14 protein-coding genes, 1 tRNA gene and 1 pseudogene are annotated in these 16788 nt (G+C 40.9%); 9 read left to right on the forward strand and 7 right to left on the reverse strand.

From position 1 onward, the window contains the following. The first annotated feature begins 3 nt into the window (after nucleotides 1-3). Nucleotides 4-267: a hypothetical protein gene (locus HTH_RS01395; RefSeq protein WP_012962924.1), complete on the forward strand. Its 264-nt coding sequence runs from the start codon at nucleotides 4-6 to the stop codon at nucleotides 265-267. Here the strand turns inward: HTH_RS01395 and malQ are convergent, their stop codons facing one another. Beyond that, entirely contained in the window at nucleotides 268-1698 is a 1431-nt protein-coding gene (malQ, locus tag HTH_RS01400; protein ID WP_012962925.1) for a 4-alpha-glucanotransferase, read from the reverse strand. It abuts the gene before it with no gap. A gap of 15 nt (nucleotides 1699-1713) precedes the next feature. Here malQ and HTH_RS01405 point away from each other — a divergent pair, with 15 nt between their 5' ends. The 3 genes and pseudogenes from HTH_RS01405 to HTH_RS10190 form a co-directional block, all read left to right on the forward strand. After that, complete coding sequence (locus HTH_RS01405; protein WP_012962926.1) at nucleotides 1714-2133, forward strand: c-type cytochrome biogenesis protein CcmI/CycH; 420 nt, start codon at nucleotides 1714-1716, stop codon at nucleotides 2131-2133. Further along, nucleotides 2133-2591 carry a YqhA family protein gene (locus tag HTH_RS01410; RefSeq protein WP_012962927.1) on the forward strand — a complete coding sequence of 153 codons (459 nt, stop codon included), beginning with the start codon at nucleotides 2133-2135 and terminating at the stop codon, nucleotides 2589-2591. The genes HTH_RS01405 and HTH_RS01410 overlap by 1 nt, the downstream gene beginning before the upstream one ends. A gap of 54 nt (nucleotides 2592-2645) precedes the next feature. After that, nucleotides 2646-3470 (forward strand): annotated as a pseudogene (locus tag HTH_RS10190) (selenium metabolism-associated LysR family transcriptional regulator); the annotation flags it as partial. 55 nt (nucleotides 3471-3525) lie between these two features. Here the strand turns inward: HTH_RS10190 and HTH_RS01415 are convergent. The 3 genes from HTH_RS01415 to def form a co-directional block, all read right to left on the reverse strand. Next, nucleotides 3526-3599 (reverse strand) — tRNA-Arg (locus tag HTH_RS01415). Beyond that, on the reverse strand, nucleotides 3577-3864 hold the full coding sequence (locus tag HTH_RS09660; RefSeq protein ID WP_012962929.1) for a septation protein SpoVG family protein: 288 nt from the start codon (nucleotides 3862-3864) through the stop codon (nucleotides 3577-3579). Before HTH_RS09660 ends, HTH_RS01415 begins: the two co-directional genes overlap by 23 nt. Continuing rightward, the gene (gene def, locus HTH_RS01420) at nucleotides 3861-4370 is read right to left on the reverse strand and encodes a peptide deformylase (RefSeq protein WP_012962930.1); all 510 of its coding nucleotides are present in this window, start codon (nucleotides 4368-4370) and stop codon (nucleotides 3861-3863) included. The genes HTH_RS09660 and def overlap by 4 nt, the downstream gene beginning before the upstream one ends. A 110-nt stretch (nucleotides 4371-4480) precedes the next feature. On the opposite strand from def, the gene HTH_RS01425 reads away from it, so the two are divergent. Then, a complete protein-coding gene (locus HTH_RS01425) occupies nucleotides 4481-4756 on the forward strand; it encodes a hypothetical protein (RefSeq protein WP_012962931.1) in 276 nt (91 codons plus the stop codon). Between the two features lie 115 nt (nucleotides 4757-4871). Here the strand turns inward: HTH_RS01425 and HTH_RS01430 are convergent, their stop codons facing one another. Genes HTH_RS01430 through HTH_RS01440 form a run of 3 tightly spaced genes read right to left on the reverse strand, consistent with a single transcriptional unit; the run spans nucleotide 4872 to nucleotide 7248 of the window. Then, a complete protein-coding gene (locus tag HTH_RS01430; protein ID WP_014462543.1) occupies nucleotides 4872-5156 on the reverse strand; it encodes a hypothetical protein in 285 nt (94 codons plus the stop codon). Beyond that, complete coding sequence (locus tag HTH_RS01435) at nucleotides 5146-6555, reverse strand: cbb3-type cytochrome c oxidase subunit I (protein WP_012962933.1); 1410 nt, start codon at nucleotides 6553-6555, stop codon at nucleotides 5146-5148. The genes HTH_RS01430 and HTH_RS01435 overlap by 11 nt, the downstream gene beginning before the upstream one ends. 18 nt (nucleotides 6556-6573) lie before the next feature. After that, nucleotides 6574-7248 (reverse strand): c-type cytochrome, encoded by a 675-nt coding sequence (locus HTH_RS01440; protein ID WP_012962934.1) that lies wholly within the window; start codon nucleotides 7246-7248, stop codon nucleotides 6574-6576. Nucleotides 7249-7370: 122 nt separating this feature from the next. Here HTH_RS01440 and resB point away from each other — a divergent pair, with 122 nt between their 5' ends. The 4 genes from resB to HTH_RS01460 are packed head-to-tail and all read left to right on the forward strand — an operon-like array spanning nucleotide 7371 to nucleotide 16751. Beyond that, nucleotides 7371-9020, forward strand: a complete 1650-nt coding sequence (resB, locus tag HTH_RS01445) for a cytochrome c biogenesis protein ResB (protein ID WP_012962935.1) — start codon at nucleotides 7371-7373, stop codon at nucleotides 9018-9020. Further along, the gene (locus tag HTH_RS01450) at nucleotides 8980-9282 is read left to right on the forward strand and encodes a hypothetical protein (protein WP_012962936.1); all 303 of its coding nucleotides are present in this window, start codon (nucleotides 8980-8982) and stop codon (nucleotides 9280-9282) included. The genes resB and HTH_RS01450 overlap by 41 nt, the downstream gene beginning before the upstream one ends. Before the next feature lie 17 nt (nucleotides 9283-9299). After that, nucleotides 9300-12524, forward strand: a complete 3225-nt coding sequence (locus tag HTH_RS01455; RefSeq protein WP_012962937.1) for a helicase-related protein — start codon at nucleotides 9300-9302, stop codon at nucleotides 12522-12524. Continuing rightward, on the forward strand, nucleotides 12525-16751 hold the full coding sequence (locus tag HTH_RS01460; protein WP_012962938.1) for an Eco57I restriction-modification methylase domain-containing protein: 4227 nt from the start codon (nucleotides 12525-12527) through the stop codon (nucleotides 16749-16751). Nucleotides 16752-16788 lie beyond the last annotated feature (37 nt).

The following is a 16788-nucleotide window of genomic DNA, read 5'->3' on the forward strand; positions in this document are numbered from 1 at the left end:
AACATGGCGCAAAAGGAAGAGTTAAAGCCAGAAAGTTTGGAGCAGGAAGTGGAGGAACTAAGAAAGAGCGTCTTTAAGCTCCTTGAGCTTTTCTTACCCCCAAAAGATGTAAGAAAGGAGATTATGAAAAATCTATATACAGCGGAGCTTTCTCTGCTTAAAGTGTTTAAGACTCTCTTAGATTATAAAGTTTCGCAGATAGAGAGGAAGATAGAGGAAAAAGAGGAAAAGAAGAGAGAGAGGGTGAAAAAAGTAGAGGTGGAGTAATTACCTTCCATAGGTGGTGCAAAGCTCTCTTAGTCTCTGCGCTACCTTTTCATCGGGTATGCTTTTTAGTTTCCACTCCCAATTGCCTTCTTTCTTTCCCGGTGTGTTCATTCTTGCCTCTTTACCAAGATTGAGAATATCCTGCATAGGAATCACGCAAGCTTTAGCCACGGACATGTAAGCAAGCCTTATAAGAACATCACTTACCTGCTCTTCATCAACTGCTCTTCCCAGGTATCTAAAGAGTCTCTCCTTTGAAGCACTGCTTAGCTCCTCCAAAAACCAGGACCTTATGGGTGCATTGTCGTGAGTGCCTGTGTAAACGAAGGAATTTTTCTGGTGATTGTGAGGCATAAAGGGATGGTTATCCTCCTCAAAAGCAAAGGCAAGCACCTTCATACCCGGAAAACCAAAGCTGTCCCTGATTCTTTCCACATCTGGCGTTATAAGCCCAAGGTCCTCTGCAACAAAAGGAAAGTCAGGAAACTCTCTCTTTAGCTTTGCGAAAAACTCTTCCGCAGGAGCATTCACCCACCTGCCTACTATAGCCGTTTTTTCAGAAGCTGGCACCTCGTAGTAAGCCACAAAACCCCTGAAGTGGTCAAGTCTTAAAAGGTCAAAGAGCTTTAGGTTATGCCTAATCCTCTCTATCCACCAATGAAACCCTGTTTCCTTCAGCCTGTCCCAGTTATAAACAGGATTTCCCCAGAGCTGACCTGTGGGACTAAAGTAATCGGGTGGAACGCCTGCCACCACATATGGCATATTGTTTTCATCAAGCTTGAAAAGGTCCCTGTGAGACCACACATCACTGCTGTCAAAGGCAGGATAGATGGGAAGGTCTCCCATTATCCTTATCTCTTTAGAATTGGCGTAAGCTTTAAGAGTTTTCCACTGTTTGAAAAACAAAAACTGAAAAAACTTTTCTTTCTTTATCTGAAGTTCAAGCTCTTTTACACTCTCACTTTCCCACTCTCTCCAAGGTTTTTTAAACCTGTCTCTGAGAACCTTAAACCTGCAGTAATCCTCAAGCCAGTAGCCGTTTTCTTCTTCAAAAGACAGATACTCAGGCGTTTGACTAAAATTACTAAAAGCCTTCTCCAGAAGCTCCATCTTTATCCTTGATGCCCTCTCATAATCCACCCTATCACTTTGGAACTTAGCTCTCTGAATATCCTTATCTGAGAGAAGCCCTTCTTTGCAAAGAAGTTCAAGACTTATAAGCAATGGGTTGCCTGCAAATAGAGATATGCTAAAGTAGGGAGAGTTTCCAAACTCCATGCAGGTGGGGTTCAGAGGAAGTATCTGCCAAAGCTTCTGTCCCGAAGCTTCCAAAAAATCCACAAACTCATAAGCGGTAGGACCAAGGTCTCCGACCCCAAAGGATGAGGGAAGAGAAGTTATATGCAAAAGTATACCTGCCAACCTCACAGTATAATTTTATCCATGAAAAAAGTCTTGGCGTTTTTAACTCTGTTTATCTTCTCCTGCCAGCCTGTGCCAAAGAATGTACCCATAGAAAAGTACAGAAATCAGTTTATAAAAGGTGTCGTTGATGTATCTGCGGAGCTTAAAAGTAAGATACCCAATGGGGATCACTTTTTGATAATATCCGTAAGAGACCTTGAAAACCCCATGCCTGTTGCCGTTTTGAGGGTAAAAAATCCTAAGTTTCCATACAACTTTAAGATCACTGGCAAAAATAAAATTGATAACAGCAGGATAATGGAAGGAGATGTTATTCTTACCGCAAGGGTGAGCAGATCTCCAATGGCGGAAGCGCAGAAGGGAGACCTTTTGGGTAGCCTGCAGACCAAAGTGGGAACTCAAAATAACAACATACTCATCAATGCGGAGGTAAAGTGATGATAAGGAAGATGCTTGAGCTGGGGCAGGCAATAGCTTTCCTGCCTGCCATCAGCCTTTTTTTGGGAGCTACCTTTCTGGCACTTTACGGCGTTTACATACTTTTAGAAACTATATATAGTGTGGTTTTCAAGCCAGAAGTGAGGGATCCTGCCGTGCTTTCTACCAAGTTTATATCCGTTATGGACATCCACCTTTTATCCATCGTCCTGTACATATTTTCTGTTGGTCTTTATGAGCTTTTTGTGGGGAAACTAAATGTACCTGATTGGCTCAGGATTACCAACATAGACCAGCTTAAGGCAAAGCTGGCAAGCGTTATCGTGCTTATACTGGCTATAACTTTTACCAAAAAGGTTGTTGAATGGAAGGACCCCTTAGACACCTTTCTATTTGCGCTTGCCATTACAGCTATTGTAGCGGTATTGATCTTCTACTACAAGGTGAAGGAAGAGTAAAAACTTATGAGATCCTTCAGTGCACAATTGTAAAAGGGTACTAAAATGAATACCATGAAAAACATAGACCTGGACACGAGACTCCTTGAGCTTTTCTGTTGCGTTTACGAAAAAGGAAGCATATCCAAAAGCTCTAACTGTTTGCATCTGTCTCAATCCACCATTAGCTTTCACATAAACCAGCTTGAGAAGTCCATAGGTTTAAAGCTTTTCTACAGAAAAGGCAGAACGCTGATCCCCACCAGCAACGCTCACATTCTATACCCTTACGCTAAGAAGATACTTGAGATAAAAATATTGGCTCTGGAAGAGATCAAGTTAATATCTGGGTCTTACAAGGGTCACATAAGGATAGGTGCGAGTTCCATACCCGGAACTTACCTCCTTCCTGACATAGTGAGCAACTACCTTAACAAAAACCCCAACAGCAGTATAGAGATAATTGTGGAAGACTCTATGAAGGTGGTGAATATGGTGGAGGATGGCAAAGTAGATGTGGGCTTTATAGGGTTCAGATGTGTAAATCCTGACTTTGAAGTTATCCAGATGTGGGAAGACACTATACACTTTGTGGGTAGCAAGAACATTCAGAGAAACTTATCACTGACGGACCTGGTAAAGTATCCCTTTATACTCAGGGAAGAATCCTCAGGCACGAGAAAGTTCGTGGAAAACCTTCTAAGGGCAAAGGGAATAGAATTGAGGGATCTCAATGTTATAGCGGTTGTTGATAAAAACGACATCATAATATCACTGCTCAAAAAGGTCCAGGCTGTTTCCTTCATCTCTTCGTACGCCATAAGGGGTAAGAAGGATATTAATGTACTCAAGATAAAAGATCTGGAACCTATAAAGAGGAGCTTTTATCTCATATACGATAGGGAAAGACCTCAGAGTCCTGCAGTGAGGCTATTTCTGGATATGACTTTAAAAGCGTGCCCTGGGGGACTTGAACCCCCGACCTTGGGCTTCGGAAACCCACGCTCTATCCACCTGAGCTAAGGGCACTCAAAATGTTCTCCTTATAATAATCCACCACAACCCGCCTTATACTCTCAAGAAGATCCTTTGACTTTATATCTATTATGACATAGCTCCTACCGTCCTTTTGCACCTCCGGAAGCTGTATAAAGTATCCGCCGTGCCTACTCTCAAAGAGCTTTATGTTTCTTATGATTATAATATTCTCCAGCTCTACATCTGCATAGCCCAAGAGCCGGGGTTTTTTCAAAGATGTTTCAAAAGGGTAAAACCTCAGGAGTTTTACCTTCATACTTTCTCTTTTTGGAGCTTGGCATACTTATCAAGAGCAAGACGTCTCTTTATACCGTTCACCCTGTCTATAAAAGTGATGCCCATAAGGTGGTCCATCTCATGCTGAAAGACTATGGCAGGAAAACCCTCCAGCAGGTATAACTTTTCCTCCCCGTTTATATCAAGCGCTTTGACTTTCACCTTGCTGTACCTGCTTACCTCAACTGAGAGACCTGGAAAGGATAAACAACCCTCTTTGTATTTTACCTCTCCTTCCGCCTCCAAAAGCTCAGGATTTATCATAACTGCCTTTAGTAGTGGACTGTCTTCCTTCTTTGAGGTGTCAATAACCATTATGCTCAAGCTAATGCCTATCTGATTTGCCGCAAGACCAACACCTTCTGCGTGATACATAGTCTCAAACATGTCCCCTACAATACTTTGCACATCTTTGTCTATCACATCCACCTTCTGGGTTGGCATCTTCAACACAGGATGAGGAAACTTAATTATTTCCCTTACCATAGTTAATAATAGATATGCCTTTCCTCTGAGCTTTCAAGTATGGAGGAAGGTGTTTAAAAAAATCCTCAAGCCATTGTCTATCCTTACCAAACAAGCTCATAATACTCCAAATGCTAACCCTTCAATGTAAGCTAATACTTGATAAGAAAGACAAAAAGAAACTCCTTGACATTATGAGAGTCCAATCTTCAGCAGTAAGATACGCCTACAATAGACTGCTGGAGAGTAATAACCCAAAGTCCTTACACACCTTCAACACCATCACAAAACAGCTCCAAGAAACCTTTAAGCTATTGGAAAGAAACCAAAACCCAAGAAAGATAATATTTAGAGGAAGAGAGTTATTTGAGAAGCTACAAAAAAGACGCATAAAGGGAAGCCTGTGAGTCAGAGAGAGTGTCAGAGCCTCTGGAAGGAACAAACAGGGTTAGCTTGCTGTCAGTATGGGTGGGCGTCCAAGGTCTTGATTGACAAGACTTTGGAAATTTTTAAACATACTGATTACCTTTCGTGAAAGGCAACCACCACCCTCCACATGATGGGGGGTATAAAGAGATAAGCGATTATGCTAAAGAGTATTAGGACCCTCCAAAAAGTGTCTAGGTAATCAGAAGCCACCATGCCTAAACCTGATAAGAACTCAAGCACTCCAAAACCGTAAGAAAGCCTTTGGAGGGAGGGGAGATGGCTCGCCCTCCCTAAGGCGTAAAGTATGGCGTAAAAGCAGGCAAAGAGGACCATCAAAAAACCGTAAAGCATAAGCCTATAGAGTGTATCAGCGAGCAAGTTCTGCCTCCTTTACCTGCTCTACCCTTTTACCTGCGGTGAGAAGGTCATAAAGAAGCGCCATGTAAGATAGCGCAAAGATGAGTCCAAAGAAGAACCTCCACCTGTAAGCGTGTTCCATCCATGGGTGCATCTGAGCCTGTATGTAAGCTTCCCATGTACTTCCAAGGCTAGCTCTCTCTATCATAGTTTGGGCAAAGCCTGCCACCGTTAAGGAAGCGACCATCCCAAACATACCTATTATAAGTCCTATGTAGGCTATTCTCCATACTGCACCGTTCATTATGTATCCTTCTTTCACTCTCGTTTTACCCAGTATGTAGTAAAAAATAGCTAAGTTTGCTGCCACATAAGCACCAAAGAAGGCAAGGTGTCCGTGTGCTGCTGCAAGCTGAGTTCCATGACTGAAGAGATTTATCTGAGGTAGTGTGTGCATAAAACCCCAAACGCCTGCACCAAACAGATTACCAAAAGCCTGAGCAAAAGCCCAGAAGAGAGCAGGTCTGTTAACTGTTTGTAGTCTGTGAACACCAGCATCGTAAACCGCATGAATAACCATAGCTACAAGAGGTAAAGGTTCAAGGGAAGAGAAGAAACCACCTATACCCAGCCAGTAAGGTGGTGTACCGATCCAGTAGTAGTGATGCCCAAGACCCAGTATGCCTGTACCGAATACCAGCATCACCTCAATGTAAAGCCACGCTTCTATGATCTTTCTTGGAGTTCCCAAAAGGTGCATCAGGAGCCATCCCATAAGCACACCTACCAAAACTTCCCAAGTAGCCTCAACCCACAGGTGTACTACCCACCACCACCAGAACTGGTCAACGGTTATGTTGGGAGTAAAAAACATGCCTGCAAGATAAAGACCGAAGAGTGCGGCAAGGTCTACTATAAGCACACCCAAAATACCCGTCAGTCTCCTGCTTGCTAAGACAGTAGCTACCACATTGTAAGCAACTATCAGCGCAACCGCTACCACACCTATGTCCGCCCATCGTGGCGCTTCCACATACTCTCTTCCTTCGGTTATGAACCATAAAGTGAAGAAATCTCCTTTACCGAACTGTTTGATGAGAAATACCAGCACCACTATTGCTACGGTTATTACAAAAGCAAAGTAGGCAAGCTTTCCCAGCTTTATACCCACAATTTCTCTCTGAGTTTCAAGGGGTAAAAACCAGTAGATGCCACCTATGAAGCCCATCAAGAGCCAGATGACCATGGCGTTTATGTGCAGCATCCTGTTGGTCATAAAGTTTAGCGTTCCGTAAAGAAAATCGGGGTTTATAAACTGGTAGGCTGCTAAGAGCCCAAAAAGTAGCTGAGCTCCAAAGAGAGCTATGGCAGTCCAAAAGTACCAGATGGCTAACCTCTGAGATTCGTAAAGCCTTTCCATGACAAACCCTCCTTTACTTTATTGTGACACTTTAACTTCTGGAAAGTTAGCTGGGAAACCGTTGGTGTCTATTGTGGACATCCACTTTAGGTAGGCAACCACAGCCATCGCCTCATCTTCAGAAAGCTTCAGGTTGGGCATCCTTCTTACCCATGTGGGGTACTTATCTGGATTCATCAAAAAGGCTCTCATGGCTTCCTCTCTTGTCTTTGCACCGGTCATGGGCATGAGCTGTTTTTCCCACTTGGGGTCAAGCCATGCTTTTGTAAGGTCCGGTGCGTAATAAGCTCCGTTTCCAAGTAAGGTGTGGCAGTCCATGCAGTTCCTGCTCTGTATGACGAGCTTACCCTTAGTTACGAGCTTCTCCGCCTCTTCCTCGCTCCACACCCTGCCAAAGAGACCCACCTCTTTACCCAAAGCCGGGACCATAGCCATCCTCTCCGCATCGTAAACATAGCCTATCTCCCTGTTGATAACCGAAGGTGATGGCACCCTCTTGCTACCCATGCTTATCTGCCTTGAGGTATCAACGGTGAGGAGGACAAGAGTTATAGCCATTACACTGCTGGTTATGACCGCAGCAATCTTCCAAAAGCCAGGCTCAAGCCAGTGCCTCCCCCGTGCCAGGATAAGGCTAACTACGATGGAGATAAACAGAGTTGCAACTACAACCTCCAGCCACCCTACACTCATGATGCTCCTCCTTGTAAGTATTCACTTACAACATAGTTAAATTTAAGACACCTTTATAACTTTGTCAAGTTATTACGCAATCTCCTGGAGAAATTCTAAAATAGAATATACTTTTAATTGTTATGCTAAAAGGTTTCTTTCCTATTGTAGTTTCGTCATTGTTCTTTTTAGCTACCATTATAGCTGGGCTTTTTTATCTTGACGAAAGAGGAGTCCTATATTACGCTCTTCTATTCCTGAGCGCCTCTTTCTTTATCTTATCGTTGGTGGGACCTACCATAAGGGTTGTAAAGGCTTTTGTTGAAGATTACAGAAGGCATAAAAGCTTTTTAGACTTTCTCTATGACTTTTTCTCATCTCTCAAGCTTGCCATATTTCTAATGGTGTCCATAGGTGTCCTTTCTATGCTGGGCTCCACATACATACAGCAGAACCAGCCTCTGGGTTTTTATCTTGACAAGTTTGGCGTGGATGTGGGACTTTGGTTTTGGAAGCTATGGCTTACAGATGTGTTTCACTCTTGGTATTATATGCTTCTTATAGTTCTTCTTGCGGTTAATCTGATAGTATGCTCTGTTAAAAGACTTCCAAGGGTCTGGATACAGACCTTTACTAAGGAGAGGTTTCAAAGGTTAGACCAACATACACAGAAACACCTAAAACCCATTAGCATAAAAACAAATTCTTCAAAGGATAAAGTAATTGCCTTTCTCAAAAAGATGGGTTTTAAGGTTTATACGGAGGAAGAGGATGGAAAGGTGTACTTTTACGGAGAGAAAGGTAGATACTCCCGTTTGGGTGTGTATGTAGTTCATATAGGTCTTTTGGTAATTATGGCGGGCGCTCTTATAGATGCCATATGGGGTGTGAGGGGCTCGGTTATAGTGCCGGAAGGCTCAAGGAGTGATACGCTTGTTATACCTTCAAAAGAAGTTGGCTTGAAACTACCCTTTCAGATAGAGCTTGAAAACTTTAGGATAGTCACTTACGGTGAGGAAGCCCAAGAGAGAGGCAAAAAGATAAGCACACCCTTTAAAGACGATGTAGCCAGTTTTGAGAGTGATATACGTATCATCAAAGATGGCAAGGTAGTAGCTGAGGGTATGACTGCTGTCAACTCACCCTTTGACTTTGGCACTTACAGAATATTTCAGGCTACTTACGGGCTTACGGGAGAGGCAGGCACAGTCAGGCTGGTTATCTTTGACAAAGAAAAGGCAGTAAAGGACCCGCGCTCCGCTCTGGTGGGTGAGGTGGTACTAAAAGCTGGTAAAGTTGCCGAGTTTAAGGATATGCTTCTCTCCATAGACAGGTCAACTCTCAACATTGAGAACGAGCAGGCAGGCATGAATGGAGACCTAAAACCCGCTCTTGTAGTCAAAGTGCTTTTAAATCATAAGGCTTACGATGTGCCTGTAGTATACTCTCCGGAGCTTACGCTAATTGCCTACAATCAAATGAAGGAGCTTAAAGACTTTCCCTATGTCTTTTTTATGTCAGATTTCAGGCCGAGATTCTTCAGCGGTTTTCAGGTATCAAGGCAGCCGGGCACACCCATAGTATGGCTTGGGTCCATAATGGTAGTGGGGGGCATGATAGTAGCCTTTTACACCATTCACAGAAAAGTGTGGATGAGGTTAGAGGGGGATACCCTGTGGGTAGCCTTCTGGTCTCATAAGCTCAAAGAAGACTTTAAAAGGAGCTTTATAAAAGCTCTGGAGGAGCTAAAGCATGAAGGTACTTCTGATGGAAAAGAATCTTATGCTGCTTAGTAGGATAAAGAGCAGTTTAAGTGAGTATGAGGTAAGGGTAGGAGACAAACACACCGATGAAGACGTGGTTTTTATAAACGTGGAGGCATTTCCGGTGGATACCATAAAGGAACTGAAAAGCAAGGGTGCAAAGGTGGTGGCATACTGCGGACACAAAAACATAGACCTTCAGTCAAAGGCAAGAAAGGCAGGAGCTGATGCGGTAGTCCCCAACAGTCAGGTAATTGATGCAAAAGCTATTATTGAAAAGCTGGGTGGATAAAGTGATAAAATGTTAACGTGGGGGCACCATCCACCGACCTTAGTTTCATAACCAACGAGGGGGGTATAAGTCTAAAAGACAGACTGCTTGCACTCATAAAAGACTGTGAGACTTTTGACTGTATAGTGGGGTACTTTTACCTTAGCGGTTTTCATCTCATATACAAGGCTTTGGAAAATACAAAAAAGATAAGGATACTCACAGGTATGGGCATAGACCCAAAAAGCGCTCATATCATACACTCCGCCAAGGAAATAAAAGAAAAAGCACAAAAGAAGATGGAAGAAGAATTGGAAGATTGTGAAGACTCCTACGAAGTGGAGTCCGCTATAAGAAGGTTTGTAGAGTGGATAGAGTCAGGAAAGCTTGAGATTAAAGCTTATCCTGACGGCAGACTTCACGCAAAGGTTTACATAATGACCTTTAGGGAAGGAGACAGGGACTTAGGAAGAGTAATTACAGGCTCCAGCAATCTTACTCAATCCGGTCTTGAGGGAAACTTGGAGTTTAACGTAGAGCTAAAAAACAGAGCTGATTATGAGTATGCCAAAAAAAAGTTTGAGGAGCTTTGGAGTCAAGCGGTAGATATAACGGAGGATTACGTTAAAACCATAACAGAAAAAACATGGCTCAACGATAAGATAACACCCTATGAGCTATACCTTAAGTTTTTGTATGAGTACTTTAGAGACGAGCTTAAGGCAGGTGATTTTGAGCTAAAACTCCCAAGTGGTATCAAAAGGCTAAAATACCAGGAACAGGCTGTAATAAACGCAAAGAGGATACTGGAAGCTTATGGAGGCGTCTTTATATCCGACGTAGTAGGGCTTGGAAAGACTTACATCACCGCCATGCTACTAAAACAGCTGGATGGTAGAACCGTAGTGATAGCACCCCCCAACCTGATAGATGAAAAGAATCCCGGTTCGTGGGTAAATGTGCTAGACAGTTTTAAAATAAATGCCAGATTCTTTTCCACAGGAAAGCTGGACGATGCCATATCTTACATACAAAGCAAAGACTCGGAGGATCCGATAAAGAACGTAGTCATAGACGAGTCTCATCGCTTCAGGACAGAGGACACCAAAAGCTACGAAAAGCTTGCGCAAATATGCCGTGGAAAAAGAGTCATACTTGTTTCCGCAACGCCCTACAACAATCACCCCATAGACATCCTATCCCAGCTAAAGCTTTTCCAAAGCCCCAGAAAGAGCCTCATACCAGGAGTTCCAAACCTTGAAAGCTTTTTTAAAAAGCTTGATAAGAAGCTAAAGGAGGCAAAAAAAGAAGGAGAGGAAGAGTATGTAAGAGTCTCCAGAGAGGTATCAAAAGAGATAAGAGAGAAGGTGCTAAAGCATGTGATGATAAGAAGGACCAGGAGGGACATACTTAATTACTTTAGAGAAGATATAGATAAGGAAGGCATTAAGTTTCCGGAAGTTGAGCCACCAAAACCCATCTACTACCAGCTTGAGAAAGAAGAGGACGATATTTTTATGGAAACTCTGAGAATTCTAACCAAAGATATCAAGTACTCTAGGTACAAAGTGCTCACCTACCACAAGAATGAAGACATAAGAAACAAATTGCTAACCTCTCAGAAAAACTTGGCCACCATCATGAAGATACTGCTGGTAAAAAGGTTAGAAAGCAGCTTTCACGCTTTCAAGAACAGCATAAACAGATTTGTAAAGTATTACGAGAACTTTATAAAGGAGTACGAAAAAGGGCATGTCTATGTAAGCAAAGAGCACATAAATAAGCTTTTTGAGCTATTAGAAGAGGAAGACTACGAAGCCATAGAGAAGCTAATAGAAGAAGATAAGGTACAAAGATACCCAAGGGAAGAGTTTTTTGAGAAGCTGGAAAAAGACCTTTATGAGGATTTGAGCTCTCTGAGAAGAATAAAGCAGATGTGGGATAATATAAAGAGAGATCCAAAATTGGAAAAACTTATAAAAGAGTTAGAGGAAAACCCTATTTTAAAGAATAATAAGGTAATAATCTTTACCGAATCAAAAGAAACTGCGGAGTACCTTTATCAAGAGCTTACCAAAAAGTTTGGAAATACGGTTCTTCTATTCCACGGAAGCGCTTCGGAAAATCATAAAGAATTGCTTATTAAAAACTTTGATGCCAACCTTCCGCAAAAACAACAAGACAACACATACAGAATGCTGGTAACTACAGACACTTTGGCAGAAGGTATAAACCTACACAGGTCAAACATCATAATAAACTATGACATCCCTTGGAACCCCACAAAGATTATACAGAGAGTTGGAAGAGTGAACCGTATTGGCACCAAGTTTGACACTATATATGTTTTTAACTTCTTCCCTACGGAGAAAGCAGACAGTGAGATAGAGCTTACCAAAATAGCCAGGTCAAAAGTGGAAGCCTTCTTAAACATGTTAGGAGAAGACTCTGCCATCCTAACACAGGATGAGCCAGTAGCTTCTCATGAACTCTTTGACAAGCTTGTCTCAAAAGAAGTCCTTGAAGAGGATAAGGAAGAGGAGAGCGAGATCAAGTACCTAAGAATCATTGAAGAGATTCGTGATAAAGACCCAAAACTTTTTGAAAAAATAAAGCATCTTCCCAAAAAAGCCCGCTCTTCAAAAAGGTTTTCAGAGAGTTTAAGAGATATTGCTTCTTCCAATTCTTTGCTCACCTTCTTTAGAAAGGGCAAACTAATGAAATTCTTTTTGTCAGACAAAGAAAAGACTGTTGAACTTGACTTTTTAACGGCAGCCAAGATCCTTGAAAGTCAACAAAATGAAAAAAGAGCTGAGTTCCCACCGTCTAAAGATTTTTATGAGCTATTTAACAAAAACAAGGAAGCTTTTATGAATGCTACTGAGGATGAAATAGTTGAAACGCATAGGCAAGCTGGTAGAAGTAGTTATAATGACCTTTTGAAAATTCTTAAGGCAGTGCTAAGAAATGGCAAAGAACTAACTGAGGAGCAGCAGGAGTATTACAAAACTCTGATAAATCGCCTTGAAGAAGGTGCCATCCCTAAAAAAACAGTTCAAAAAACGCTTAAGGAACTAAACGCGCTCAAAGAAGACATACAAGACCCTATAAAAGTGCTAAGCGTCTGCCAGCGTACCATACCATCTGCTTTACTCAAAAGCCACTATGCCCAGGCTCCTGCTTTAGAGGAAAGCAAGAGGGAGGTTATACTATCTTTATACCTACAGGGTGATGAGCACCACAAATATTTTGGAGTTGATTAAATGAACAGGGAGCAGGCAAAAAGGTTGGTGATTGAGACTTTTGAGAATCCTTTTGATGAAAAAAAGTTTATTGAATTCATTGCCAATCTACTTAAAACCTATGACAGAAGTAAGGCGCTTGAACCAAGGAGCGGAATTCAGGGGATAACAGAAAGGTACTTAGACTTTATTAGCTCTTGGAAGAGGATAGGTAGGTATGAGGATGAGGACGGCAGGAAGATAGATATTCTAATAGTCTATTTAAAAAAGGAGACCTCTTTATATCGCGCCCGGACAGCTCAAAGAAACTTCGTAGCAGAATACCTACAAGGCAAATTGGGAACAGACTCTAAGAAGTATGCTGCACTTGTGGCTTTTGTTTCTTCACCAGAGGATTGGAGATTTTCCCTTGTAAAAATGGATTATAAATTTGTAGGGGGTAGGGTTAAAGAGGAGTTTACACCTGCAAAAAGGTTTTCCTTTTTGGTGGGTAAAAACGAAAAGAGCCACACAGCGCAGAGCAGGTTTTTGCCTTTGCTGGAAAGCGACAAGTATCCAACGCTGGAAGATTTGGAAGAGGCTTTTAATGTTGAGGTTGTAACGGAAGAATTCTTCAGAAAGTATAGAGATCTATTTATAAGGACTAAACTTGAGCTGGACAAAATTGTTCAAACTAATCCAAAAGTTAGGCAGGAGTTTGAAAACAAAAACATTAACACGGTTGATTTTGCCAAAAAGCTTCTGGGTCAAATTGTGTTTTTGTATTTCCTGCAAAAGAAGGGGTGGTTTGGTGTTAAAAGAGGTGCATCTTGGGGCAGTGGTCCAAAGGACTTTATAAGAAGGCTCTTTAATGGTGAGTATGGAAAGTACGATAACTTTTATAACGATATTTTGGAACCTTTGTTTTATGAAGCTCTGAGAACCGACAGGAGCGCAGATGATCACTACTATAGCAGGTTTAATTGTAAAATTCCATTTTTAAATGGTGGACTTTTTGACCCAATAAACAATTTTGACTGGGTAAATGTGGATATTCTTTTGCCCAATGAACTTTTCTCAAATAAAAACAAAACAAAAGAAGGCGACATTGGAGATGGCATTCTTGATGTGTTTGATAGATACAACTTTACAGTAAACGAAGAAGAACCTCTTGAAAAAGAGGTCGCCCTTGATCCAGAGCTTCTTGGAAAAATCTATGAAAAGCTTAATGCTATAAGACCTGACAATTTTGATGAATATGTAAAGGTTTTAAAGTCTGGCAAAAAGGGTGATGAGACAAAGTTCAACAAAGAGTATGGAGTTTACTACACACCGAGAGAAATAGTTCATTACATGTGTCAGGAAAGTTTGATAAATTATCTTGAAACAGAGCTTGCAGGAAAAGTAAAAAGAGAAGACTTAGAAAAATTTGTAAGATATGCTGATCTTTTTTTGGAGCACGAAAGAACCGCCTTTGAAAAAAGAGAAAGGATTGAAAGAGGTGAACAAAAAGAGACAAAGTACGAGCATAGGATACCCGAAAGTATTATTCAAAACGCAGAGCTTATAGACAAACTTCTTGCTGATATAAAAGTTTGCGATCCTGCGGTTGGGTCTGGGGCTTTTCTTGTTGGTATGATGCATGAAATTGTAAAGCTAAGGCAATTGCTTTCGGTTTATAAAAGTAGCACAGGCATTCCTGAAAGTAGCACAGGCACAGGCATTTCTGCCTGTGATACTTACGGTGAAGGTGAGTTAAAAATCACGCGACGTAATCTTCCTCATTGGACCAAACCAGGTTCTATCTATTGGGTTACCTTTCGGTTAGCAGATTCCCTACCGCAGGAAAAACTACGCCAATGGAAAGAAGAATACGAGATGTGGTTAAAGCGTAATCCTAAGCCATGGAACGAAAAGCAGTGGAAAGAATACAATGAAAAATTTGGTGAGCGAATAGAAAAGTGGTTAGATAGTGGCTACGGTTCCTGTATTTTGGCAAAACCAGAAGTTCGTGAAATATTAAAAGAATGTCTTTTCAAGTTTGATAAAGAACGATACTTAATACATGCGGTAGTTATAATGCCCAATCATGTCCATTTATTAATAGAGCCATTTTCTGGATATTCTCTTTCAGAATTATTAAAAGGCATAAAAGGAGCAAGTGCATACTATATCAATAAACTTCTCAATTCCACTGGTAATAAAGTTTGGATGGAAGAATCCTATGACCATATTGTCAGGAGTGAAAAAGAATATCTCCGCTTTGTTCAGTATATTATAGATAATCCGAAAAAAGCTAACTTACCTGATGATAAATACTGGCTGTATGTATCACAAACAGCAATGTCTGTGGTACATGGTGTAAAACAGGCAATCTTGCCTGTAAGTGAGAAAGAAACACAGAAAGGAACTTTACAGACAGGAATGTCTTCACAGACAGGAATGTCACAACAGACAGGAATGTCTGTGCTACATTATGACCTTAAGCGCCACTGTATTGAGAATTCCCTTTATGGAGTTGATATAGACCCTGGAGCTGTTGAGGTGTGTAGGCTGAGGTTTTGGCTTTCTTTAGTGGTGGATGAGGAAGATTTTTATAGCATAAAACCGCTTCCTAACCTTGATTATAAGGTGGTGCAAGGTGATTCGCTTTTGGGAGTTGAAAAAAATCTGTTCAATCAGGAAGATTTTAGAAAGTTAGAGGAGCTTAAAAAGAAATATTTTAACGAGGCTAACCCAAGGCAAAAGCAAAACTACAAGAGACAGATTGACGAGCTGATTTATAAAATAACTAACGGGCATAAAGAGTTTGATTTTAGGGTTTATTTTTCTGAGGTGTTTCATGAAAAAGGTGGCTTTGATATTGTGATAGGAAATCCGCCGTATGTAAGGCAAGAAAGAATTAAACACCTAAAACCTAAGCTTGAAAAGGCATACAAAGATTTCTTTGTTTCCACGGCTGATCTTTATACATACTTTTATAAAAAATCCTATGATATCCTGAGAAAAAACGGGGTGCTTTGCTTTATTTCAAGCAACAAGTGGATGAGGGCAAAGTATGGAGAAAAATTGAGAAAGTTTTTGAAAGAAAACACAAAGGTTATTGAAGTTGTGGACTTTTCGGGCTACAGAGTTTTTGAGCAAACTGTGGACACTAATATAATCACTCTTTTGAAATCCAAACCAGAAAAAGGGCATTTGGTAAGCTTTGTTAATGTAGGAAGTGATGTTGATGATGATGTTATAAAATACATCAGAAACAATAAGAAAACCATATTACAAGAGAAACTCTCTGACAGCGCCTGGACACTTGCAGAAGACAAGGTTTTGGCAATAAAAGAAAAGATAGAAAAAATAGGAACACCTTTAAAGGATTGGGATGTGAAAATTTATCGTGGAGTTTTAACAGGTTATAATGAAGCCTTTATTATTGATACAGAAACGAGAAACAAAATCCTTGCTAATTGCAAAACAGAGGAAGAGAGAAAGAGGACAGAAGAGATAATCAAGCCGGTTTTGAGAGGTAGAGATATTGAAAAGTGGAGGTACAAGTGGGCGGGGTTGTGGTTGATTTATATTCCTTGGCATTTCCCTTTACATAATAATCCTAATATTTCTGGAGCTTCAAAGGAGGCTGAAGAAAGACTAAAGCAATTATATCCCTCTCTTTATGAACATTTGCTTAAATACAAGGAAAAACTTTTAAATAGAAATAAGGAAGAAACAGGAATAAGGTACGAATGGTATGCTTTGCAAAGATGGGCATCAGATTACTATCCTGAATTTGAAAAGGAAAAAATTGTGTGGCAGAGGGTGACGCAACAATTCTCATTTTGTATAGTTCCAAAAGGGATTTATGTTCTTGATTCTATGGCTTTTATGGTTGGGAATAATCTTCGCTTTTTAATAGGAGTTCTAAATTCGCGTCTTATTGACTATTATATAAGAACTTATGTCCATCAATATGCTGATAAAGGTTTTCTACTTTCCAACCAATATGTAGAACGCATACCCATTCCCAAAGTCCCCTCATCCCAACAAAAACCAATCATTGACCTTGTGGATAAGATACTTGAATGTACCACAGGCACTTTTGCCTGTGATTATAAAAACACAGACAAGAATGTCCATGCTACATCTGACTATGAAACAAACCAGCAAAAGCAAGCCAGAGTAAAAGAACTTGAAAAACAACTTGACCAGCTTGTTTATAAACTTTATAATTTAACAGAGGAAGAAATTAATATTATAGAAGGAAATAAAATATGATGAATAACGTTCTTGATGACATTGTCTTTGACGCTCT

The sequence above is a fragment of the Hydrogenobacter thermophilus TK-6 genome (assembly GCF_000010785.1).
Taxonomy (GTDB): Bacteria; Aquificota; Aquificia; order Aquificales; family Aquificaceae; genus Hydrogenobacter; species Hydrogenobacter thermophilus.